The organism is Mycobacterium stomatepiae (assembly GCF_010731715.1).
GTDB lineage: Bacteria > Actinomycetota > Actinomycetes > Mycobacteriales > Mycobacteriaceae > Mycobacterium > Mycobacterium stomatepiae.
On record NZ_AP022587.1, the window covers coordinates 998,979 to 1,024,623 of the forward strand.

Below are 25,645 nucleotides of genomic sequence, written 5' to 3' on the forward strand. Positions count from 1 at the left end.
TCGCTCAAAAGGGTGGCGGCTCATCGTCGCTTTGGCCGGGTGGGGCCGGGCCCACGTAGGCGTGCCGGGCCAGGCGGTTGCTTCGGCGCTCGGCGGCGATGCGGGTGGCCCGGTCCTGTGCGCGAGTGCTCGTGCGCAGCGGCATCATTGCGGATCTCTCCCGACAGCTATCGATGCGAGTCCGGTCGCCGCGGGGCAACTCGCCAGTGGGTGCGCACAAGTTGGGGAAGAGCAGCGCGCTCCCGGGTGTGGTGACATGCCTGCGGCCGTCGGGCAGTGTCCAGATCACCGTCCCGTTGGGCAGCTGCTCGTCGGACCAGCCCCAGAACGTCTTGAGCAGATGATGTTTCCGGCACAGGCACTTCAGGTTCGACGGATGGGTGGCTCCGCCATCGTCGTACGGGATGGTGTGGTCGAGGTCGCTTTCCGAGGCGGGTCGATCGCATCCCGGCGCCCGGCAGGTCAGATCGCGCGCCCGCACGTAGGCGGCAAGCTTGGCCGACGCAACGTACTGGGCTTCGCCACTGATCGGCACGAGCAACGGCCGTAGCACCGACGACTTCGCCAGCTCGGCCACCACCGCCGCCGGAATCAGCCCATCCGCCGCAAGCGACGACGCGGGCGCCACGCCACTGCCCGCGACCGCGGCTTGATCGGCGATGACATGAATGACCACCGGTCCGGCCCGTCTCCCGCCGGCGACGCAGCCGGCGGTGCCGCACCGGCAGCCCAACTGATCTCCCCCGCCGGCCAGCACGCCCAACGCATCGGCCCGGCGCTGGTCTCGGCTGCGTGGATCGGCGGGGCACACGGTGGCGGCAAGTGCATCCAGCCGCCTATCCAGCGCCGTGGCGTCGGTGACGAATAGCCGGCCATGCACCTCGGCGATGCCGCCCTCCGATTCCCAGATCGATACCTCGCGACCACGCTTGAGCGCCTCGTGCCGACGCACCGCATCGACATCCGCGAAAGCAACGACGCGGTCGATCTGGCCGGCCAACCGTCCGCGGGTCATCGACGGCCAGCGCGTCACCCGCAGCGCCAGCTGCGCATCCACCTTGGCCAGGATTGCGGCATCCGTGATCAAGTCGGTGCGGTATACGACCGTTTGAAACAGCCGGTAATCGATGTCGCCGGCCCGAAACGCCGCGGCCACCGCCGGTAGCCGCTCCCGCATCGCCAAGGCGTACCGCAGATAGCTGCCGGCCATCGCCAGGCTTATCCGAAACTCCGCCGCGACCTCGGCTGCCACCGCCGCCCAGGTGTCGACCGCCCAATCCCGATGCTCGCCGTTTTCGGCCCGGCGCAGCTCGAACAGTTCTCCGATCGCATCCAACCGATCGGCCGCTGCCCTGGCCTCCAATCGCGAGGCAGCAGACATCCGGTCGATCAGCTCCCGCGATCGCTCTGCATCGAACATACTTTCGATAGTAGGCGGACGGTCCGACAACCTTGCTAGCGTCGTCCCAGTGGCGCACTTGATCGGGGCCGAGGCCGTTCACCTGGAATACCCGACTCAAGTGGTATTCGACTCGATCTCACTCGGGGTCAACGACGGCGCGCGGATCGGCATCGTCGGGCGCAACGGGGACGGCAAGTCGAGCCTGCTGCGTTTGCTGAGCGGTGAGCTGCGGCCCAACTCCGGCCGGGTCACCCGGCGCAGCGGATTGCGCGTCGGCGCGCTCAGCCAGGCCGACACCCTGGATCCGGTACACACGGTCGGCTGGACGCTGGTCGGCGACCAGCCCGAGCATCAGTGGGCCGGCGACCCGCGCATCCGCGATGTGGTCGGCGGATTGGTATCCGACATCGCTTGGGATGCAACGACGTCCACGCTCAGCGGGGATCAGCGTCGACGGGTGCAGCTGGCCCAGCTGCTGATCGGCGAATGGGACGTCGTCGCCCTCGACGAGCCCACCAACCACCTCGATATCGAGGGGATCACCTGGCTGGCCGGCCACCTGCAGCAGCGCTGGGCCCGCAACACCGGCGGGCTGTTGGTGGTAACGCACGACCGCTGGTTTCTCGACGAAGTCGCCACCACGACATGGGAGGTGCACGACGGGATCGTCGAACCGTTCGAGGGCGGCTACGCCGCCTATATCCTTCAGCGCGTCGAGCGGGACCGGCAGGCCGCCGCGGTGGAGTCCAAGCGGCAGAACCTGATGCGCAAGGAGCTGGCCTGGCTGCGCCGGGGCCCGCCGGCGCGGACCTCCAAACCGAAGTTCCGCATCGACGCCGCCAACCAGCTGATCGCCGACGTTCCGCCGCTGCGCAACACCGTCGAGCTGGCCAAGCTGGCGACGGCCCGACTCGGCAAAGACGTGATCGATCTGCTCGACGTGTCGGTCTCCTTCGACGGGCGTCCGGTACTGCGCGACATCGAGTGGCGGATCGGCCCGGGCGAACGCACCGGCATCCTCGGGGCCAACGGCGCGGGCAAGTCGACGCTGCTGGGCTTGATCGCGGGCACTGTCGCGCCGGACACCGGGCGGGTCAAGCGCGGCAAGACCGTTCAGTTGTCGGTGCTCGATCAGCAGGGCGACCTGCTTACCCCGTTCACCGCCGACCGGATCGCCGACGTACTGGCCGGCCTGCGCGGCGGCTACCAGGTCGAGGGGCGCGAGGTCACCCCGACCCAACTGCTGGAGCGGCTCGGGTTCGGGCGCGGCCAGCTGTCGGCGCGGGTCGGCGAGCTGTCCGGCGGCCAACGGCGGCGGCTGCAGCTGATGCTCACCTTGCTGTCCGAGCCGAATGTGCTGCTACTCGACGAGCCCACCAACGACGTCGACACCGACATGCTGACGGCCACCGAGGATTTGCTCGACTCCTGGCCGGGCACGCTGATCGTCGTCTCGCACGACCGCTATCTGCTGGAGCGGATTACCGATCAGCAGTACGCGATTCTCGACGGCCGGCTGCGCCACCTGCCCGGCGGCGTCGACGAGTACCTGCGGCTGGCCGCCCGGTCACCGAGTATCGCGGAACCGCTGCGGGCCGCTCCCGAGCCCGCGGGGATGTCCGGCGCGCAGCGTCGCGCGGCCGAGAAGGAGCTGGCGTCGGTCGATCGTCAGCTCGCCCGGTTGGCCGACCGGATCGCGGCCAAGCACGTCGAACTCGCCGACCACGACCAGTCCGACCACGTCGGCATCACCCGGCTGACGGGCGAATTGCGGACGCTGGAAGACGAGGTCGGCACGCTGGAAAGCCGCTGGCTGGAGCTCTCGGAAATGGTCGAATAGTCACCATGAGGACGCAACCGGTTCGCTATCTGCCCGGCGAAGGGTTGCTCGCGATGTACCGGCTGCGGGGCCCGGTGGTCAATTCCGGCGTCGGCCGGCACGGCTACACGTATCTGCTGGGACCCGAGGCGAACAAGTTCGTGTTCGCCAATGCCGACGCGTTCAGCTGGGCGCAGACGTTCGAGAGCCTGGCGATCGTCGACGGGCCCACCGCGCTGATCGTCAGCGACGGCGACGACCACCGCCGTCGCCGCAGCGTGGTTGCCCCCGGGCTGCGGCACCGGCAGATCCAGGACTATATGCAGACCATGGTGTCCAATATCGACACCGTCATCGACGGGTGGCGGCCGGGACAGCGGCTGGACATCTACCGGCGGTGCCGAGCCGCGGTCCGGCGCAGCACCGCGGAGAGCCTGTTCGGCTCCCGCCTGGCCGAGCACTCCGACTTCCTCGGTGAGCAGCTCCAGCCGTTGCTGGATCTGACCCACCAGCTGCCGCAGGTGGCGGCGCTGCAGCAGCGGATCAACACCCGCGGATGGCGACGAGCGATGGCCGCCCGCGAGCGCCTCAACGACTTCGTCGACGCCCTGATCGCCGACGCCCGCACCGCGCCCAGACCCGACGACCATTTGATGACCATGCTGATCGAGGGCCGCGGCGACGAGGGATATGCATTGAACGACAACGAGATTCGCGACTCGATCATTTCGCTGATCACCGCCGGCTACGAGACCACCAGCGGTGCACTGGCGTGGGCGATCTACACCCTGCTGACGCTGCCGGGCGCGTGGGACACCGCGGCCGACGAAGTGCGCCGGGTGCTGGGCGACGAACCGCCGGAAGCGGACAACCTCGATGCGCTGACCTACCTCAACGGCGTCGTCCACGAGACGCTGCGGCCGTACTCCCCCGGCGTGATCTCGGCCCGCCGGGTGACGCGCGAACTCAAATTCGACGGGCATCGCATTCCCGCCGGCCGATTGTTGATCTTCAGCGCCTACGTCACCCACCGGCTGCCCGAGGTGTGGCCGGACCCACGCGAGTTCCGGCCGGCCAGGTGGGACCCGAACACGCCCGGCTACCGCAAGCCGGCTCCGCACGAGTTCATTCCGTTCAGCGGCGGGTTGCGCCGGTGCATCGGGGCGGTGATGGCCACGACCGAGATGACAGTCATGTTGGCCCGGCTGGTGGCCCGAACGACGTTACGGCTGCCCGCTCAGCGGATCCGCGCCGCCAACCTCGCGGCGCTGCGCCCCACACCGGGCCTGGTCGTCGAACTCGCCGACTCAGTGCCAGCGCAGTAGGACGAGCTCGGAAGAGAAACCGGGACCCATCGCGACGATCAGGCCCGGGCTGCCGGCGGCCGGCGGTTTGGCGATGGTGTCGCGCAGCACGTGCAGCACCGACGCCGACGACAGGTTGGCGATCTCACCCAGCGAGCGCCAGGTCAGCTCGAGGGCTTCCGGTGGTAGCTGCAGGCTCTTGCCGATGGCATCGATCACCTTCGGACCGCCCGGATGGGCCACCCACGCTTCGATGTCGTCCCTGGTCAGCCCGTGTCGGCCAAGGAATCGGTCGACGTCGTCGGCCAGGTGAGATTCGATGACCGTCGCGAGCTCCGGGGAGAACACCGGCTGCATGCCGGCGGGGCCGACATTCCAAGCCATGATGTGCAGCGATTCCGGGTAGAGGCGGCTGCGGGAATCGACGATGTCGGGGCCGCTGGGCCGTAGCTGCCGGTCTTGTTCGGCGCGACGATCGCCGACGGCGACGACCGCGGCCGCCCCGTCGCCGAACATCGCGGTCGAGACCAGCCCCGATACGGTCGGCTTGACCGTCGGGAAGGTCAGTGAGCACAGCTCGACGGAGATCAGCACGGCGACGCCGTCTGGCGCTCCGCGCAGGTAGTTGTGCAGGGAGGCGACGCCCGCCGCACCGGCCGCGCAGCCCAGTCCGAACAGCGGTACCCGGCGCACGTCGGGCCGCAGGCCGATCCGCCCGGCGATGCGGGCATCCAACGACGGCACCGCGACGCCGGTGACGGTCGTGGTGGCGATCATGTCGACGTCGTGGGGCTGCAGCCCTGCCTCGTCCAGCGCCCCCAGCAACGCCTCGCAGCCGAGGTCGACGGCCTTTTCGATAAAGATTTCGTTGGTCTCGGTGAAGTCGGTCAGCGACAGGTACTGCTCGAGAGGAAGCACGAGGTGGCGGCTGTTGACCTTCGCGCCGCCGTGCAGACGCCGGACGATCGCTTCGTGTTCCTTCAGAACCGGGAACTCGACGAGTTGGTCGGTAATTTCGCCCTGGCTGTACCGGTGCGGTGGCAGTGCACCGAAGACACCTGCGATGACGCTCATACTTGACCTCTACTTACAGCGATTCCCCCCCATTGCTACAAAAGTTTATGCGGTCTGGTTCAGGGCCGCAAAGATACGGCTATTCAACATGTGTCGGATCCACCAGGAAAGAGCGGAGCGTAATCAGGTCCGCCAGCACGGATTTCGTCATTCAGCATCATCCGCCTTGTCGGCCTCCAGCGCCAGAGCGATGAGCGCATCGGGGCTCAACGAGTCGATGACGTCATCGTCGATCGCGGGATCGGCCGGCGGCGCGTCGGACTCGCCGGCCAGCAGCAGGAGTTTGTCGAGCAGACCGGTTCGCCGAAGTTCGCGCAGCGGGATTTTTCTTAATGTCTGCCACGTCTTCTCGTCGTCGGATTCGTCGCGATCGTCGTGCAGCAGTTGACGACGCAGTTGTTCGGCCAGCGCCGACGGCGTCGGGAAGTCGAAGATCAGCGTGCGCGACAAGGCCAACCCGGTGGCGGCCTTGAGGCGGTTACGAAGTTCGACGCCGGTCAGCGATTCAAAGCCGATATCGGAAAAGGCGCGCTCGACGTCGATATCGCGACTGCTCGAGTGCCCCAACACCGTTGCCGCATGCGTGCACACCAGTTCCAGCAGCTGCCGCTGCTGGTCCTCGGGGGCCAGCGCGTGCAGCCGCTCGGCCAGATCCGCGGCCCGGTCGATTAGCGGAGCCGGCGAGTCCGCGCGTTTGCCCAGCCAAAACCGTTGCCGGGCAAAGCCGTACGTCGGTAGCTCGACCCGGCGACCGCCCAGGCCGCTCAGAACCGACGGCCAGTCGATCGTGGAACCGTGGGCGAATAGCTGCCCGGCCGCGGTCAAAAGCGCGTCGATTTCCGGCCGCTCGTCGACCAGCGTCGGCACCGCGGTGGCGTGCTCGCGGGTCAGCGACTGCTCCACCGCCGCGCTCAGACCGGCCGCCGGGCCCACCTCGGCAAAGATGTTGGCGCCCAGGGCTTCCGCTAGCCGAACCCCGTCGACAAAGCGCACCGGCCGGCGCACATGCTCGGCCCAATACTGCGCCGATCCATAGTCGCGACCAGCTAACTGACCAGTCACGTTGGATATCAAGCCAATCCGCGGCTCGTCGGCTTTGATCTCGGCTACCAGGTTGGCGAACTCGTCAATCATGGGCTCTACCAACCCCGAATGAAAAGCGTGCGACACCGCCAGCCGATGCACCCGCGCGCCCTGGCGCGACAACCGCTCGGCCACCGCCCGCACCGGGGCCTTGGCACCCGAAAGCACCACGGAATTCGGCGCATTGACCGCCGCGATCGCCACCCCGTCGGTGAGCAACGGCAGCACGTCGTTCTCGCCGGCCGCCACCGCGATCATCGCGCCACCGGCCGGCAGGCCCGCCATCAAGCGGCCCCGAACCGCCACCAGCCGCGCCGCGTCGTCCAGCGTGAGTACGCGCGCAATGTGCGCCGCGGTGATCTCCCCCACCGAATGGCCCATCACCAGATCGGGTTCGGTTCCCCAGCTTTGCAGCAACGTCGCCAAGGCCACCTCGAGGGCGAACAAGGCCGGCTGGGCGAATTCGGTGTTCGCCAGCAGTCCCGCGTCGAGGCCCCAGATCACCTCGCGCAAACCCGACCGCAGCTCGGCGTCCAGCGCGTCGACGGCCTCGTCGAACGCCCGGGCGAATACCGGAAAGCGCTCGTGGAGTTGGCGGCCCATCCCCAGCCACTGCGAGCCCTGGCCGGGAAACACGAACACGGTCTTGCCGGCTGTCCGGGCCCGGCCGGTGACCAGCCCGGGCTCGCCGGCGGCCAGCCGGCTCAAACCCGCTGTGAGGTCTTGGCGTTCGCTGCCGACCAGCACCGCGCGGTGTTCGAAAGTCGAGCGCGTGGTCGCCAGCGACCACGCCACATCCATGACGGTCAACCCTTCGCCGGAGGCGACGTGGGTAGCCAACCGCGCGGCCTGGTTCGTCAACGCCCGCTCCGAGCGCGCCGACAGCACCCAGGGCACCGAGGCGACGCGTTGCGGCTGGGCCAGCACGCTTTCCGGCCGTGCGGGCGTCTCCTCGACGATCACGTGCGCATTCGTTCCGCCCATTCCGAACGACGACACCCCGGCCCGTCGCGGCCGTCCCTCGTCTGGCCAGGCTGTCAGTGCGGTGTTGACCTGGAGTCCCAAGCTTTTCAGCTCATTGCCGGGAGCCGTGCTGTCGTAATTGAGGCTCGGTGGGATCGTTGCATTTTCGAGGGCCAGTACCGCTTTCAGCAGGCCGGCGATGCCGGCGGCGCTGCCGGTGTGGCCGATATTGGTTTTCACCGATCCCACCCGCACCTGGTGCTGTTGGCGGGTGGCGAAGACCTGGCCTAGTGCGCGCGCTTCGACCGGGTCGCCGACTTCGGTTCCGGTCCCGTGCGCCTCGACGTAATCGATGTCGTCGGCGCCGAGCCCGGCGCGGTCCAGCGCCCGGCGGATCACGTCGGCTTGTGCCGGGACCGACGGCACGGTCTGACCGGCGGAGCTGTGTCCGGCATTGCCGACCGCGCTGCCGCGGATGACCGCGCGGATCCGGTCTCCGTCGCTGATGGCGGCGGTCAGTGGCTTCAGTAGGACCATCGCGGCGCCCTCGGCTCGCACGTAACCGTCGGCGCGCCCGTCGAATGTGTAGGTATGCCCGGACGTCGACACCGCACCGAATTCCGTTTCCAGCATTGCGGTTTCGTCGGCGAGGTTGAGGTGGATCCCGCCGGCGATTGCCAGCGCCGACTCGCCCGCACCCAGGTTTTCGCAGGCAAGGTGCACCGCGACCAGCGACGACGATTGACCGGAATCGATGATCATGCTGGAGCCCTGCAAGCCCAGGGCATAGGAAATCCTGTTGGCGATCATCGCGCGGCTGACCCCGCCGAACGAGTGATGATCCAGGTCGTCGGCGCCGTCGCGCAGGGTCAGCACGGCGTAGTCGTCGGTCATCGCTCCGAGGAAGATCGAAACCCGTTCGTCCCGCAGGGTTTCCGGCACCAGAAACGCGTCTTCGAAAAGCTCCCAGGACAATTCGAGTGCGATCCGCTGACGCGGGTCCATCGCAGTGGCCTCGCGGGGGGACAGGTTGAAGAAGTCGGCGTCGAACTCGGCGCTGTCAACGGGCAGCCGGGTCTCCTCCCGTCCGTCCCGAACGAGACGCCAGAAGTCACGCGGGCCGGCGGCGCCGGGCAACCGGCAGGCCAGGCCGATGATCGCGATGTCGGTCGATGACATCAGGGGCCGAGGTCGTCATCGAGGATCGCGAACAGTTCGCGTTCGGTGGCGGTGGCGATGTCGTCGTCGAGGGTGTGTGCCTCGCCGGACGTCAGCGGTGGTGGAGTTTCCAGCTCGCTCACGATGGTCTGGATGCGGGCGGCCAGGCGGGTTCTCTCCTCCGGCGTCCAATTGGGTTGGTTGACCAGCGTTTGCAGCTCTCGGGCGATGTCATTGAAACGTGCGAAGCGCGCCAGCGGGTCCGGTCCGTCCGCGGGCGCACTGGGGTTCACGGAGCCGAGCTGTTCGTCGATGTGTTCGGCCAGCGCGGCGGGCGTGGGGAAGTCGAAGATCAGGCTCGGTGAAAGGGTAAGCCCGGTAGCCATTTTGATGCGGTTGCGCAGCTCCACCGCGGTCAACGAGTCGAACCCGAGGTCCTGGAACGGCAGTTCAGCCTCGATGTCGGCGTTGGACCTGCCGAGAACGGTTGCGGCATTGGTGCATACCAATTCGACCAGCTGGTGGTGTCGCTGCTCGGGGCTGAGCCCCTGCAGCCGGGCGGCCAATCCCGATGTCGACACCGCGGCGTCGGCATCGCTGATCAGTCGCCGCCCCGGCCGGGCGACCAGGTCCCGCAGCACCGGCGGGACGGCGCCGCCGGCGCCCAGCCCCGCCGAGTCGATGCGGGCGGCCACCAGCGCGGCACGTTCGGCGAGCATCGCCTCGTCGAACAGCTGCAGTGCCTGCGGGGTGGACAGCGGCGCCAGCCCGCCGCGGCTCATGCGGGCCTTGTCGCGCTCGTCGAGGTGTTGGGTCATGCCGCTGGCCTGTTCCCAAAGTCCCCAGGCCACCGACAATCCCGCTAATCCCTGGGCACGCCGATAGCCGGCCAGCCCGTCGAGGAAGCTGTTGGCCGCGGCGTAGTTGCCCTGACCCGGGGAGCCAACGATGCCGGCCATCGACGAGAACATCACGAACGCCGACAGGTCCGCATCCCGGGTCAGCTCATGCAGATTCCAGGCGCCGTCCACCTTGCCGCGCAACACCGTGTCGACTCGGTCCGGCGTCAACGACGCGATCAACCCGTCGTCGATCACCCCGGCGGTGTGGATCACTCCCTTGAGCGGATACCGGGCGGGTAGCCGACTAAGCAGCTCCGCCAACGCATCCCGGTCGGCCACATCGCAGGCCGCCACCGTCACCTGCGCCCCGGCGCCGGTGAGCCGGTCGGTCAGTTCGGCCACGCCCTCGCCGGCGGCACCGCTGCGGCTGACCAACACCACATGCGCCACGCCGTAGCGCGCCACCAGATGCTCTGCCACCGCCGAGCCGGCCATGCCGGTGCCGCCGGTGATCAGCACGCTGCCGCCGGCCAGCCCACCCCCCGAACTCGCCAGCACCGGATCGTCCGGGCCGTCCGGCAAAGTCAGCACCACCTTGCCGATCTGACGTGCCTGACTGACGAACCGATACGCCGCCGACGCGCACCGCACATCAAATGCTTTGACCGGCAACGGCTTCAACACGCCGGCGTCGAAGAGTTCGAGCAGGTCGGACAGCATCGTTGCGATGTGGTCTGGCCCGGCCTCCATCAGGTCGAACGCCCGGTACATGACGCCCGGTGCCATCGATGCGGGGTCGCGCAGGTCGGTCTTGCCCATCTCGATGAAACGCCCACCGCGCACCAGCAACCGCAGCGAGGCGTCCAAGAACTCCCCGGCCAGCGAGTTGAGCACCACGTCGACCCCGGCCCCGCCGGTGGTGGCCAGAAACTTCTCCTCGAAATCCACCGTCCGGGTATCACCGATGTGATCATCGTCAAAACCCATCGCGCGCAACGTGTCCCACTTGCCACGACTGGCGGTGACGAATACTTCCGCACCCCAATGCCGGGCCAGCTGCACCGCCGCCATCCCCACCCACCGGTCGCCGCGTGCACCAGCACCCGCTCGCCGGCTTTAACCCCGGCCAGCACCGACAACCCGTACAGCGCGGTCAAGAACACCACCGGCACGCTCGCGGCTTGCGGCAGCGTCCAGCCGGCCGGCACCGCCGTCACCAGCCGCGCGTCCACCACGGCCTCGGAACCGACGACGCCCAGCAGGCCCAGCACCGCGTCGCCGACGCAAAGCCCCGCCACGCCGGGACCGACCTCGAGCACAATCCCGGCGCCCTCGACGCCGAGTTCGCCGCCGCCCGGATACATTCCCAACGCCACCAACACATCCCGGAAATTCACCCCGACCGCGGCCACCGCCACCCGCACCTGCCCGGCGGCCAGCTCGGTCGGTACGGCCGGGGCAACGACCACGTCTTCCAGGGTGCCGCCGCCACCGGCGACCAACCGCCAGCCGCCGGGCGGCAACTCCAGCACCGCGCCGGCACCGACGGCACCCAGCCGCGCCGCGTGCGCGACGCCGGAGCGCACCACCAATTGCGGTTCGCCACAGGCGATGACGTCTTCGATCTCCAGTGAGCCGTCGGAGTCGGCCAGCACCACCCGACCGGGCTGCTCGGCCTGCGCCGCGCGCACCAAACCCCACACCGCCGCACCCGCCAAATCGGTGACAGCCTCGCCCGCCAGGCCCACCGCGCCGTGGGTCAACACGACGAACGGCCCCGAGTCGCTACCGGCCAGCCAGGACTGCAGCACGCCCAACGCTTCATGCGTGCCCGCGTACACCGACCCGACCCCGTCGGGGGTCCCGGAGTTCGGCTCCCACACCGTCAGGCCCTCGGCGCGAACCGCGTCGGGCTCCAACGACACCGAGGACCATGCGATTTCGTAGAGTCCGCCGCCACCACCGGCTGCCGCCGCGAGCGCGGCCGCGAGGGCACCGATCGAGATCGGCCGAACCACCAACTCCCGCACGGATAAAACCGGCAGGCCCGTGGAGTCGGCCAGGTCCACCGCCACCGCCCCGGTGCCGGCCGGCGCTATTCGGACGCGAACCCGGGATGCTCCGGCGGCATGCAGGCAGACTCCCTGCCAGGAGAACGGCAGCATCGTCGAATCGCCGCCCTCGGCTATCCCCCAGGCGTGCAGCGCGGCATCCAGGACGACGGGATGAATCCCGAAGCCGCCCATCGTCGCACCCTCGCCGGCGCTCACCTCGGCGAAGACCTCTTGCCCGCACCGCCATAGGGTACGGAGGCCGCGGAAGGCCGGCCCGTAGTCGTAGCCCCGCGCCGAAAGCACCTCGTACGCGTCGCCGACTTCAATCGGCGAAGCCCCGACCGGCGGCCATACCGACAAGTCGGCCGGGGGTTCGGGGGCGGCGGCACTCAACGCGCCCTGCGCGTGCAGTACCCAGACCGAATCGGTGGCCGCACCACGCGAATACACCCACACGGCCCACGAACCCGACTCCCCCGCGGCGTCCACGACGACCTGCACCCGCGCGGCGCCGCCCGGCGGCAGCACCAACGGCGCCAACAACGTCAACTCGTCGACCAGCGAACAACCGACCTCATCGCCGGCCCGCAGCGCCAGCTCGACGAAACCCGCGCCGGGGAACAACACCACGCCGTCGACGACGTGATCGGCGAGCCATGGCGATCCGCCCACGGACAGCGAACCCGTCAGCACCACGCCGCCGGAGTCGGGCCGCTCCACCACCGCGCCCAGCAACGGGTGCGTGGCGCGGGCCAGGCCGACGCTGCTCACATTGCCCGATCCGACCGCTCCGAGGGGTAGCCAGAATCGTTGCCGCACAAAGCCGTACGTGGGTAGGTCGACCCGATGGCCGTCGCCGACCGCCGCGGGCCAATCCACCGGGACGCCGATCGTGAACAACTGGCCGAGCGCGGACAGCGCCGACTCCGCTTCGGGACGGTCTTTGGCGAGCGCGATCACCGATGTCGCCTGCTCGCTGGTCACCGACTGCTCCACGGCCGCGGTGAGACCGCGTCCCGGACCCACCTCCACGAATACCCGGGCGCCCAGCGACTCGGCGGCCCGCACCCCGTCGGCGAAACGTACCGGCCGGCGCACGTGCTCGACCCAATATTGGGGCGATCCGTAACCGGGACCGGCCAATTGTCCTGTCAGGTTGGACACCAAGGCTATTCGCGGCGGCGAGGCCGAGATGCCGGCCATCAGCTGCGCGAATTCCTCGAGCATCGGGTCCATCAACGCGGAATGGAACGCATGCGATACCGCCAGCCGGTGTACCCGCCGGCCCTGGCGCGCGAGCTCGTCGGACACCGCGGTGACGGCGGCGTCGGGACCCGAAATCACCACGGCATTCGGTCCGTTGACCGCCGCGAGGTTCACGTCCGCGGTCAGCAGCGGCGATACTTCGGCTTGGCCGGCGGCCACGGCGACCATCGCGCCCCCGGGCGGCAACGCCGCCATCAGCCGGCCACGCCCCGCGACCACCTTGGCGGCATCGGCAAGCGAGAGCACGCCCGCCACATAGGCCGCGGTGATCTCGCCCACGGAATGGCCGGTCACGACGTCGGGTAGCACACCCCAGTGCCGCAGCAGCGCCGCCAACGCGACCTCGACGGCGAACAGCGCCGATTGGGCGAACTCCGTGCTCTGCAGCAGCTCGGCGTCCTCGCCCCAGATCACCTGTCTCAGCGGTAATCGCAGATGCGGATCCAGCGCGGCGAGCGCCTCGTCGAATGCGTGCGCGAACTCCGGGAAACCTTCGTAGAGCTGCCGGCCCATACCCAGCCACTGCGATCCCTGGCCGGGAAACACGAACACGGTCTTGCCCGCCGAGCGGACCCGGCCCGCCGTCACACCCACGCCCGGCTCTCCGTCGGCGAGCTCGCTCAAGCCGGCGATCAGGCGGTCGCGGTCCGCGCCCACCACGACGGCCCGGTGGTCGAGCACCGCGCGCGTCGTCACCAGGGACCACGCGACGTCCGCCGGGCTCAGCTTCGCGTCACCGGAGACCCGCGCCAGCAACCGCTTGGCCTGATTAGCCAGCGCCTGCTCGGAGCGCGCGGACAGCACCCACGCCGTCTGGACCGAATCCGGTTCGGCGACAAGATCTTCGGACTCCGCAGCCGGCGGCTGTTCGATGATCACGTGGGCGTTGGTCCCGCTGATCCCGAACGACGACACCCCGGCGCGGCGCGGCCCGTCTCCGCTGGGCCACGGCCGGGACTCCGTCAACACCGACACCGCTCCCGCCGACCAATCCACGTGCGGGGACGGCACATCGACGTGCAAGCTCTGCGGCAGCACCCCGTGCTGGATCGCCTCGATCATCTTGATGACGCCGGCCACACCCGCGGCGGCCGAGGTGTGACCGATATTGGATTTGATCGACCCCAACCACAGCGGACGGTCTGCCGGGCGATCCTGCCCGTAGGTCGCCAACAACGCTTGCGCCTCAATCGGATCGCCGAGCACGGTTCCGGTGCCGTGTCCTTCGACCACGTCGACGTCCGCCGCGGTGAGGCCCGCGCTGGCCAGCGCCGTGCGGATGACGCGTTGCTGCGAGGGCCCGTTCGGTGCGGTCAGCCCGTTGGAGGCGCCGTCCTGATTGACGGCGGTGCCGCGCACGATCGCCAGCACCGGATGCCCGGCTCGGCGCGCGTCGGCCAGTCGCTCCGCCACCAGGACTCCGGCACCTTCCGACCAGGCGGTGCCGTCGGCCGCTCCGGCGTACACCTTGCAGCGGCCATCAGGGGCCAGCGCCCGCTGCCGGCTGAATTCGACGAAGGCGGCGGGCGTGGCCATCACCGTGACGCCGCCGACCAGGGCCAGGTCGCATTCGCCCGACCGCAGCGACTGCGCCGCCAAATGCAATGCCACCAACGACGACGAGCACGCCGTGTCCACCGACACGGCCGGGCCTTCCAGGCCAAGCACATACGACACCCGACCCGAGGTCACGCTCAACGTCGAGCCGGTGAGCCCGTAGCCCTCCAGCTCGCCTTCGACCTGCCCGCCGTAGCCGGCGTGGATCACGCCGGCGAACACGCCCGTCGCCGAACCCCGCAATCCCAGCGGGTCAACTCCCGCGCGCTCCAAGGCTTCCCAGGACAATTCCAGCATCAACCGCTGCTGGGGATCCATCGCGAGCGCTTCGCTGGGACCGACGCCGAAGAAGCCGGCATCGAAATCACCCGCTTCGGAGAGAAACGATCCCTGCCGCACGTACATCTTGCCGGGGGCATCGGGATCGGGATCGAACAGCCCGGCCACGTCCCAGCCCCGGTCCGGGGGAAAATCCGAGACGGCGTCACGGCCCTCAACCACCATGTCCCACAGTGCTTCCGGCGAATCCACGCCGCCCGGATACCGGCATGCCATCCCGACCACCGCCACCGGCTCGGACAGCTTGCCTTCCAGCTCGGCCACCCGCCGCCGCGTGCGCCGCAGATCCGCGGTGAGCCGCTTCAGGTAGTCAAGATGTTTGTCGGTGTCCGACACGGGTGCTCCTTGGCGTCCTACGAGCCGAGTTCTTCGTCGAGGATGGCGAACAGTTCGCTTTCGCTGGCACTGTGGATGTCCTCGTCGTCGGCTTCCTGCTGGTCGTGTGGATCCAGGTGGGCGCTGAGCGTGGTCAGCAGCGTCTGGATGCGGGTGGTCAGGTGCGGCCTGTCTTCGGGCTGCCAATCAGCCTGGCTCAGCAGTGCTTGCAGCTCGCGGGTGATGTCGTTGAAGCGGGCCATCAGATTCGCCTGCTGGGCCGGCTCCGAGTCGGTCGGAACCACCAGCCGGCTGTCGAGGTGTTCGGCCAGCACGATCGGTGTCGGGTAGTCGAAGATCAGTGTCGGCGAAAGGGTCAGTCCGGTCGCGGTTTTCAGCCGGTTGCGCAGTTCGACGGCGGTCAGGGAGTCGAACCCGAGGTCCTGGAACACGCATCCCGCGTCGATGTCTCCGGCGTTGGGGCGGCCCAGCACCGTGGCGGCGTTGCGGCAGACCAGGTCCACCAGCTCGCAGTGCCGCTGCTCGGCCGACAGGCCCTGCAGGCGGGCGACCAGGCTGGTCATGTAGGCCGAGGTGGTGTCGGATTCGTCGATGACACGCCGGATGGGCCGCGCGACCAGCTGACTCAGCAGCGGCGGCAGCGTGGCGCCGTTGTCGGCCAGCGCGCCGGAGTCGATGCGCGCGGCGACCAGCGCGGCACGTTCGGCCAGCATCGCGGCGTCGAACAGTCGCAGTGCGTGCGGGGTGGACAGCGGCGCCAGCCCGCCGCGGCTCATGCGGGCCTTGTCGCGCTCGTCGAGGTGTTGGGTCATGCCGCTGGCCTGTTCCCAAAGTCCCCAGGCCACCGACAATCCCGCTAATCCCTGGGCACGCCGATAGCCGGCCAGCCCGTCGAGGAAGCTGTTGGCCGCGGCGTAGTTGCCCTGACCCGGGGAGCCAACGATGCCGGCCATCGACGAGAACATCACGAACGCCGACAGGTCCGCATCCCGGGTCAGCTCATGCAGATTCCAGGCGCCGTCCACCTTCGCCCGCAGCACGGTGTCCATACGTTGCGGTGTCAAGGACTCGATCAGCCCGTCGTCGATCACCCCGGCGGTGTGGATCACTCCCTTGAGCGGATACCGGGCGGGCAACTCAGCGATCAACGCCGCCAAGGCATGCCGATCGGCCACATCGCAGGCCGCCACCGTCACCTGCGCCCCGGCGCCGGTGAGCCGGTCGGTCAGTTCGGCCACGCCCTCGCCGGCGGCACCGCTGCGGCTGACCAACACCACATGCGCCACGCCGTAGCGCGCCACCAGATGCTCTGCCACCGCCGAGCCGGCCATGCCGGTGCCGCCGGTGATCAGCACGCTGCCGCCGGCCAGCCCACCCCCGGAACCAGTGAGCATCGCGTCTCCGGGGCCGTCCGGGATCGTGAGCACCACCTTGCCGGTGTGTCGGGCCTGGCTGACGAATCGGTACGCCGACGAGGCGGACCGTACGTCGAATGTCTTGACCGGCAATGGTTCCAGCACGCCGGTGTCGAACATCGCGATCAGGTCCGAGAGCATGGTGGAGGTAAGATCGGGGCCGGCCTCGATCAGGTCGAACGCCCGGTACATGACGCCCGGTGCCATCGATGCGGGGTCGCGCAGGTCGGTCTTGCCCATCTCGATGAAACGCCCACCGCGCACCAGCAACCGCAGCGAGGCGTCCAAGAACTCCCCGGCCAGCGAGTTGAGCACCACGTCGACCCCGGCCCCGCCGGTGGTGGCCAGAAACTTCTCCTCGAAATCCACCGTCCGGGTATCACCGATGTGATCATCGTCAAAACCCATCGCGCGCAACGTGTCCCACTTGCCACGACTGGCGGTGACGAATACTTCCGCACCCCAATGCCGGGCCAGCTGCACCGCCGCCATCCCCACCCCACCGGTCGCCGCGTGCACCAGCACCCGCTCGCCGGCTTTAACCCCGGCCAGCACCGACAACCCGTACAGCGCGGTCAAGAACACCACCGGCACGCTCGCGGCTTGCGGCAGCGTCCAGCCGGCCGGCACCGCCGTCACCAGCCGCGCGTCCACCACGGCCTCGGAACCGACGACGCCCAGCAGGCCCAGCACCGCGTCGCCGACGCAAAGCCCCGCCACGCCGGGACCGACCTCGAGCACAATCCCGGCGCCCTCGACGCCGAGTTCGCCGCCGCCCGGATACATTCCCAACGCCACCAACACATCCCGGAAATTCACCCCGACCGCGGCCACCGCCACCCGCACCTGCCCGGGATCCAGCTCGGTCGGTACGGCCGGGGCAACGACCACGTCTTCCAGGGTGCCGCCGCCACCGGCGACCAACCGCCAGCCGCCGGGCGGCAACTCCAGCACCGCGCCGGCACCGACGGCACCCAGCCGCGCCGCGTGCGCGACGCCGGAGCGCACCACCAATTGCGGTTCGCCACAGGCGATGACGTCTTCGATCTCCAGTGAGCCGTCGGAGTCGGCCAGCACCACCCGACCGGGCTGCTCGGCCTGCGCCGCGCGCACCAAACCCCACACCGCCGCACCCGCCAAATCGGTGACAGCCTCGCCCGCCAGGCCCACCGCGCCGTGGGTCAACACAACGAGCAGCCGTGCGTCATCGCCCGCCAGCCACGACTGCAGCACACCCAGCGCCGCGTGCGTGGCCGCATACACCGACCCGACCGAAGCGCCGGAACTCGGCTTCCAGACCGTCACACCCGCATCGCGAATCGTAGTGGCCTGCAACGTAACCGGCGACCACACTACCTCCAGCAGCCCGCCGCCCGCGCGCCGGGCGGCGGCCACCGCCGTCAGCTGGGCCGCCGACACGGGCCGCACCACCAACTCGCGCACCGACAGAATCGGCAGGCCGGCCCCGTCGGCCAGGTCCACCGACACCGCGCTCACCCCCACCGGCGCGATCCGCACCCGGGCGCGCGACGCCCCGGCCGCGTGCAAGCACACGCCCTGCCAGGAGAACGGCAGCATGGTCTCGGCCTGGTCGCCGACCACCCCCATCGCGTGCAGCGCGGCATCCACCAGCACCGGATGGATGCCGAAGCTGTCGACCTTCATTCCGGCGACCTCGGGCACGGCGACTTCGGCGAAGACCTCCTTACCGAGGCGCCACATGGCCTGCAGACCCTGGAACGCCGGACCATACTCGTAGCCCCGCTGCGTCAGTTGCTGGTACGCGTCGCCGATGTCCACCGCGGTCGCCCCGACCGGCGGCCACACCGACAAGTCCGCGACCGGATTGTCCGCGCCTACGCTCAATGCGCCCGTGGCGTGCAGTGCCCATTCTGAATCGGGCTGCACGCCAAGTGAATACACCGAGAACGTCCGGCGACCCGAACTAGCCAAAGCCCCGACGACCACCTGCACCTGGACCCCGTCGGCGGCCGGCAACAGCAGCGGAGCCGACAGAGTCAACTCGTCGACCACCGAACAACCGACCTCATCGCCGGCCCGCAAGGCCAACTCCACGAACCCGGCGCCGGGGAACAACACCACCCCGGCCACCGCGTGATCGGCCAGCCACGGCTGCGCCGCCAGCGACAGCCGGCCGGTCAGCACCACCGCGCCGGAATCGGGCCGCTGCACCACCGCGCCCAGCAGGCCGTGCTCGGCCCCGGCCAAGCCCAGGCCACCCAGATCACCACCACTAATGTCCAACGGCGGCAACCAGAATCGACGACCCTGGAACGCATACGTGGGGAGCTCCACCTGGCGGGCGCCGGAGAACACCGCGCGCCAATCCACCGCCACACCCGCGGCGTGGGCCTGACCCGCGGACAACCAGAACCGGTCCAGCCCGCCGTCGTCGCGGCCCAACGAGGGAATGACGACGGCACCGGCGGGGTCCCGAACGGCGACCGTGTCCTCGATGCCGGCGACCAGCACCGGATGCGGGCTCGACTCGATGAATACCCGATAACCGGCGTCGCAGGCGGTGCGCACCGCCTGCTCGAATTGCACAGTTTGGCGGATGCTGCGGAACCAGTAGTCCGCGTTCAAACCAGCGGTATCGAGGGGTTCGCCGGTCACGGTGGAGAAGAAAGTGACCGACGACGATCGGGGTTCGATACCGTTCAGGGTCTCGACGAGCGGCTCACGAATCGCGTCGACCTGCGCCGAGTGCGAGGCGTAGTCCACGTCGATCCTGCGGGCTCGCACGCCGGCGCCCTCACACCGACGCATCAGCTCCTCGAGGGCGTCCACCTCGCCGGAGACCACGATTGCTGAAACACCGTTAACCGCGGCAATATTCAGGCGCTCACCCGCTGGCGCCAGCAGGTCGCGCGCCTGCTCCAAGCCGCACGCCAGCGAGACCATGCCCCCGGCCCCCGACAGCTGCACCAGCAGCCGGCTGCGCAGCGCCACCACTCGAGCGCCGTCTTCCAGCGACAGCGCGCCGGCCACGCAGGCCGCCGCGATCTCGCCCTGCGAGTGACCGATGACCGCATCGGGTTGCACACCCAGCGAGCGCCATAATTCGGCCAGCGACACCATGATCGCCCAGAGCGCCGGTTGCACCACGTCCACCCGGTCGAGCCCCGGGTCGCCCGCCGCGCCTCGGATGACGTCGATCAGGGACCACTGCACGTACTCGCCGAGCGCTTTCTCGCACCGGTTCAGCTGCTCGGCGAATACCGGTGCGGTGTTCAGCAATTGGGCCCCCATGCCGATCCATTGCGAGCCCTGGCCGGGAAACACGAACACCGTCTTGCCGACCGCCTGGGCGCGCCCCACCACGACATTGGCGCCCACCTCCCCCGCGGCCAGCCCGGCCAGCCCCGCGATCAGCTCGTCGCGGGTGCCGACGACCACCGCGCGATGCTCGAACACCGAGCGGACCGACACCAGCGACCACCCCACGTCGGCCACCGCGAGTTGCGGGTCGTCCTGCACGCGTGCCAGCAGCCGCTGAGCTTGGCCCGCCAGCGCCTCGGCGGAGCGGGCGGACAACACCCACGGCGCCACCGGCATATCGTTAACACCAGGCCCGCCAATGGTTTCCAACGGCGCAGCCTGCTCCAAGATCACGTGCGCATTGGTCCCGCTGATGCCGAACGACGACACCCCGGCCCGGCGCGGCCGATCCACGGGCGGCCACGCCCGCTGATCGGTCAGCAGCGACACCGCGCCCGCCGACCAATCCACATGAGGCGTAGGCACATCCACGTGCAGCGTCTTGGGCATCACGCCGTGCCGCATGGCCTGCACCATCTTGATCACACCGGCGACGCCCGCCGCCGCCGACGTGTGGCCCATGTTCGACTTGATCGAACCCAGCCACAGCGGCTGATCGGCCGGGCGATCCTGCCCGTAGGTCGCCAGGATCGCCTGGGCTTCAATGGGATCGCCCAGGGTGGTGCCGGTGCCGTGGCCCTCCACCAGATCCACGTCCGCCGTCCCGAGCCGGGCGCTGGCCAGCGCCGCCCGGATCACCCGCTGCTGCGCGGGCCCGTTGGGCGTCGCCAGCCCGTTGGAGGCGCCGTCCTGATTGACCGCGGACCCTCGCACCACCGCCAGCACCCGATGCCCCAGCCGCCGCGCGTCGGCCAGGCGCTCGACCACCAGCACGCCGACCCCCTCGGAGAAGCCGGTCCCGTCGGCGGCACCGGCGTACGCCTTGCACCGGCCGTCGGCCGACAACGCCCGCTGCCGGCAGAACTCCACGAACATCGCCGGGGTGGCCATCACGGTCACACCACCGACCAGTGCCACATCGCACTCGCTCGAGCGCAGCGACCGCGCGGCCAGGTGCAAGGCCACCAGCGACGAGGAGCACGCCGTGTCCACCGATACCGCCGGGCCCTCCAGCCCGAGCGAGTACGCGACCCGGCCCGACGCGACGCTCAGCGTCGAACCGCGCAATCCGTATCGCTCCAGGTCGCCGGGGACGCGGCCCTGGCCGCCGTAGGAGCCGTGGAAGATTCCGACGAACACACCGGTGGCTGAGCCGCGCAGCGTGACCGGGTCAATCCCGGCCCGCTCCAACGCTTCCCACGACACTTCGAGCAGCAACCGTTGCTGAGGATCCATCGCCAGCGCCTCGCTGGGCGCGATTCCGAAGAACGCGGCATCGAAATCGGCGACGTCCGAGAGGAATCCGCCGCACCGGTTGTACGACTTGCCGGCCGCGTCGGGATCGGGATCGAACAGCTCTGCCAGCTCCCAGCCGCGGTCGGCCGGAAAGTCGGACACGACGTCGCGGCCCTCAACCACCATCTCCCACAACGCCTCCGGGGAGTTCACGCCGCCCGGATACCGGCACGCCATCCCCACCACGGCCACCGGCTCTGTTGCTTCCCTGGTTGCCAAGGCGAGATACTCGCGGTTCTCCCGCTTCAGCCGCTCGTTTTCCTTGAGCGACGCGCGGAGGGCCTTGATCAGCTCTTCAGGAGTGCTATTCATGCAACCCGGCCTTCCGTGCTGCCCAACGAAGCGGGCAAAGCTGCGTAATCGCGCCTACCTGCAAGATATCTGCATCCAGGAAACGAGGATTCAACGGCTCGGATGCCTAGCAGAGGCGGCGAAGTCCACACGCCGGCATCAGTGCCAGCGCAGCAGTACGAGCTCCGAGCAGAAGCCGGGGCCCATCGCGAGCATCAGACCCGGGCTGCCGCCGGGCGGCTTCTTGGCGATGGTGTCGCGCAGCACGTGCAGCACCGACGCCGACGAGAGGTTGCCGATCTCGCCGAGCGATCGCCAGGTCAGCTCCAGGGCGTCCGGCGGCAGGCTCAGGGCCGCGGTGATCGCCTCGATGACCTTGGGACCGCCTGGGTGGCTGACAAAGGCGCCGATGCCGGCCGCGGTCAGGCCGTGCGCCCCGAGGAATCCGGTGACGTCGTCCTCGATGTATTGCTCGACGACCGCCGCGACGTCCTTGGAGAGCACCAGCTCAAATCCTTCGGTGCCGACGTCGTAGCCCATGGTCCGCAGCGAATCCGGGTAGAGGTGACTGCGCGAATCCAGGACGTCGGGGCCGGCGGCGCCGATCTGCGCGGCCCGGTTCTCTCCGACGGCAACCACGGATGCGGCGCCGTCAGCAAACAACGCGCTGCCGACCAGGCCGGCCAGCGACGGCTTGTAGCCCGGGTAGGTCAGTGAGCAGAGCTCGACGGAGATCAGCGCGGCCACGCCGTCCGGGTCGCCGCGCAGGTAGTCGTTCAGCCGGGCCACCCCGGCCGCCCCGGCCACGCAGCCCAGGCCGAACAGCGGCACCCGCCGCACGTCGTCGCGCAGCCCGAGCCGCCCGGCGATCCGGGCGTCGATGGACGGGACTGCCAGCCCGGTGACGGTCGTCGTGAACAGCACGTCGAGGTCGCTCGGTTTGAGGCCCGCGTCGTCGAGCGCGCCGGACAGCGCCTCGCAGCCCAGCTCAACGGCGTTGTCGATGTAGATCTGGTTGGCCACGCCGAAGTCGGTGAGCCGGGGATAGCGCTCCAGCGGGATGACCAGGTGGCGGCTGTTAACCTTGGCGCTGCTGTGCAGCTGCCGAACGATGTCTTCGTAATCCTCAAAGCCCGGAATGCTGAGGAAAAAGTCAGTGAGTTCTCGCTGGGAATAGCGATACGGCGGCAGTGCGCCGGATACGCCTGCGATGACGCTCATTGGTCCCACCCCTTGATGACGAACATGCAGGTCGACGGGTTCAACCCTGAAGCTACGAGCTGCAAGTTTAATCCTCGATGGCAGCCCGCGTCGCAATACGACGCTGACCTGAGAAAATGGCCACAGCAAAGCGCGGTTCCGCGGCGCGCATCAGCCGCCGAATTGTTCGGCCAGCCGCAACCGCAGCTGTTCGGAACTGGCCAGGACACCGCGCAATTGGTCGGCGACCTGGCCGGGCGCGGTGCCCCCGCGGGCGTCGCGGGACGACACCGAGCCCTCGATGGTCAGCACCTCACGTACCTGAGGCGTCAACTCCGGGCTGATAGCCGCCAGCTCATCGTCGGTCAGCTCCTCGAGCCCGACGCCGCGGCCCTCGGCCGTGCGTACCGCCGCACCCGCGGCCTCGTGCGCCGACCGGAACGGCACTCCCTGCCGGACCAGCCATTCCGCGATGTCGGTGGCCAGCGTGTAGCCGGCCGGGGCCAGCTCCGCCATCCGCTCGACGTCGAACGTCAGGCTGCCCACCAGCCCGGCCATCGCCGGCAACAGCAGCTCCAGCTGGGCCACCGAATCGAACACCGGCTCCTTGTCTTCCTGCAGGTCACGGTTGTAGGCCAGCGGCTGCGCCTTCAGCGTCGCCAGCAGCCCGGCCAGGTTCCCGATCAGCCGCCCCGACTTGCCGCGGGCCAGCTCGGCGATGTCCGGGTTCTTCTTCTGCGGCATGATCGAGCTGCCGGTGGACCAGGAATCGTGCAGCGTGACGTAGCCGAACTCGGTCGAGCTCCAGATGATGATGTCCTCGGCCAGCCGGGACAGGTCCACGCCGATCATGGCCAGGACGAACGCCGCCTCGGCAGCAAAGTCGCGGGCGGCGGTGGCGTCGACCGAGTTGGGGGCGGCGGCCGCAAAACCCAGGTCCGCGGCGATCGCGTCGGGATCCAGGCCCAGCGACGACCCGGCCAGCGCCCCCGAGCCGTACGGCGAGATCGCCGCGCGTCTGTCGAAGTCGGCGATGCGATCAACATCGCGCAGCAACGGATGGGCGTGCGCGAGCAGGTGGTGGGCCAGCAGGATCGGCTGCGCGGACTGCAGGTGCGTCTTGCCGGGCATGACGGCCGTCGGGTGGGCCTGGGCCTGCGCGGCCAGCGCCGCGACGACGTCCAGCGCCGCGGCGGCGACCCGGCGTACCGCGTCACGCAGCCACATCCGGAACAGGGTGGCCACCTGGTCGTTGCGCGACCGCCCGGCCCGCAGCCGTCCGCCCAGATCGGGCCCGACCCGGTCGATCAGTCCTCGCTCCAGCGCGCCGTGCACGTCCTCGTCGGTGACCAGCGGACCGAAACTGCCGTCGGCGATGTCCTCGGCGAGGCTGTCCAGGCCGGCCAGCAGCCCGTCGCGCTGTTCCTCGGTGAGCAGGCCGGCCCGGAACAGCACGATGGTGTGCGCCCGCGACGCGATGACGTCATAGGGCGCCAGCACCCAGTCGAAGTGAGTGGACTTGCTCAACGCGACGAGCGCTTCCGAGGGCCCGTCGGCGAACCGGCCGCCCCACAGTGAGCCTTCCCGCGTGCTCACTGGTCTTCTGGGCCGTTTTCGTAGGCTTCTTTGGCCGCTTCTTTGGACGCAAGGTCGCGGCGAGCCGCGAGCTTTGAGGACAGGCCGTGCACGTAGACGAAGCCCTTCGCGTTCGACTGGTCGAAGGTGTCGCCCTCGTCGTAGGTGGCCAGGTTGAAGTCGTAGAGGGATTCGGCGCTGCGCCGACCGTTGACGGCAATATGCCCGCCGTGCAACACCATTCGGATCTCCCCGGACACGTGCTCCTGCGTCGTGGCGACGAACGACTCCAGCGCGGTCTTCAGCGGCGAGTACCACAGCCCGTCGTAGACCAGCTCGCCCCAGCGCTGGTCGGTCTGACGCTTGAACCGGGCCAGGTCACGTTCCAGCGTCACGTGTTCGAGCTCGGTGTGTGCGGTGATCAGCACCATCGCGCCGGGCGCCTCGTAGATCTCGCGGCTCTTGATGCCCACCAGCCGGTCCTCGACGACATCGAGACGCCCGACGCCCTGCGCGCCGGCACGCGCGTTGAGCTCCTCGATGGCCTGCAGCACCGTCACCGGGTGGCCGTCGATCGACACCGGGACACCCTTGTCGAAACCGACGATCACCTCGTCGGGCGTGCTCCAGTTGAGGGTGGGGTCTTCGGTGTAGTCGTAGACGTCCTTCGTCGGCGCGTTCCAAAGGTGTTCCAGGAAGCCGGTTTCCACCGCGCGGCCCCACACATTCTGGTCGATGGAGAACGGCGAACGCTTGGTCACGTTGATCGGGATGGCGTTCTCCTCGGCGAACGCGATCGCCTTCTCCCGCGTCCACGCGTAGTCGCGGACCGGCGCCAGAACCTCCAAATCCGGTGCCAGCGAAGCGAATCCGACCTCGAACCGAACCTGGTCGTTGCCCTTGCCGGTGCAGCCGTGCGCGACGATGCCGCCGCCGTGCTCGCGGGCGGCGGCGACCAGATGCTTGACGATCAGCGGCCGGCTGATCGCCGAGACCAGCGGGTAGCGATCCATGTACAACGCGTTGTTCAGGATCGTGGGCAGGCAGTAGCCGTCGGCGAACTCGTCGCGGGCATCGACGACGACCGCCTCGACGGCGCCGCAGTCCAGGGCGCGCTGCCGGACGACGTCCATGTCCTCGCCGCCCTGGCCAAGGTCGATCGCGACCGCCACCACCTCACGGCCGGTCTCCTTGCCTATCCAGCTGATCGCCACCGAGGTGTCCAGACCGCCGGAATACGCCAGGATGACGCGCTCTGACATGAATCAA

The 25,645-nt window shown here is 69.2% G+C and carries 9 protein-coding genes and 1 pseudogene; 2 read left to right on the forward strand and 8 right to left on the reverse strand.

What is annotated here, in order from left to right; genetic code table 11:
* Positions 1–4: 4 nt before the first annotated feature.
* Positions 5–1,420 carry an HNH endonuclease signature motif containing protein gene (locus tag G6N54_RS04890; RefSeq protein ID WP_163788799.1) on the reverse strand — a complete coding sequence of 472 codons (1,416 nt, stop codon included), beginning with the start codon at positions 1,418–1,420 and terminating at the stop codon, positions 5–7.
* A gap of 49 nt (positions 1,421–1,469) precedes the next feature.
* On the opposite strand from G6N54_RS04890, the gene G6N54_RS04895 reads away from it, so the two are divergent.
* Together G6N54_RS04895 and G6N54_RS04900 are read left to right on the forward strand one after the other, a co-directional pair.
* Positions 1,470–3,242, forward strand: a complete 1,773-nt coding sequence (locus tag G6N54_RS04895; protein WP_163788800.1) for an ABC-F family ATP-binding cassette domain-containing protein — start codon at positions 1,470–1,472, stop codon at positions 3,240–3,242.
* 5 nt (positions 3,243–3,247) lie between these two features.
* Complete coding sequence (locus G6N54_RS04900; protein WP_163788801.1) at positions 3,248–4,546, forward strand: cytochrome P450; 1,299 nt, start codon at positions 3,248–3,250, stop codon at positions 4,544–4,546.
* On the opposite strand, the gene G6N54_RS04905 is transcribed toward G6N54_RS04900, so the two are convergent.
* The 7 genes and pseudogenes from G6N54_RS04905 to G6N54_RS04935 all read right to left on the reverse strand — a co-directional run bounded on the left by G6N54_RS04905 (position 4,529) and on the right by G6N54_RS04935 (position 25,638).
* Complete coding sequence (locus tag G6N54_RS04905) at positions 4,529–5,599, reverse strand: type III polyketide synthase (protein ID WP_163788802.1); 1,071 nt, start codon at positions 5,597–5,599, stop codon at positions 4,529–4,531. The genes G6N54_RS04900 and G6N54_RS04905 overlap by 18 nt on opposite strands.
* Positions 5,600–5,746: 147 nt before the next feature.
* Complete coding sequence (locus tag G6N54_RS04910; RefSeq protein ID WP_163788803.1) at positions 5,747–8,824, reverse strand: type I polyketide synthase; 3,078 nt, start codon at positions 8,822–8,824, stop codon at positions 5,747–5,749.
* A pseudogene (locus tag G6N54_RS04915) lies at positions 8,824–15,197 on the reverse strand (SDR family NAD(P)-dependent oxidoreductase). Before G6N54_RS04915 ends, G6N54_RS04910 begins: the two are co-directional and overlap by 1 nt.
* Before the next feature lie 17 nt (positions 15,198–15,214).
* Positions 15,215–21,622 (reverse strand): type I polyketide synthase, encoded by a 6,408-nt coding sequence (locus G6N54_RS04920; protein ID WP_163788804.1) that lies wholly within the window; start codon positions 21,620–21,622, stop codon positions 15,215–15,217.
* 138 nt (positions 21,623–21,760) lie between these two features.
* A complete protein-coding gene (locus tag G6N54_RS04925; RefSeq protein WP_163788805.1) occupies positions 21,761–22,822 on the reverse strand; it encodes a type III polyketide synthase in 1,062 nt (353 codons plus the stop codon).
* Between the two features lie 150 nt (positions 22,823–22,972).
* Complete coding sequence (argH, locus tag G6N54_RS04930) at positions 22,973–24,397, reverse strand: argininosuccinate lyase (RefSeq protein ID WP_163788806.1); 1,425 nt, start codon at positions 24,395–24,397, stop codon at positions 22,973–22,975.
* Positions 24,394–25,638 carry an argininosuccinate synthase gene (locus G6N54_RS04935; RefSeq protein WP_163788807.1) on the reverse strand — a complete coding sequence of 415 codons (1,245 nt, stop codon included), beginning with the start codon at positions 25,636–25,638 and terminating at the stop codon, positions 24,394–24,396. The genes argH and G6N54_RS04935 overlap by 4 nt, the downstream gene beginning before the upstream one ends.
* Between the last annotated feature and the right edge of the window lie 7 nt (positions 25,639–25,645).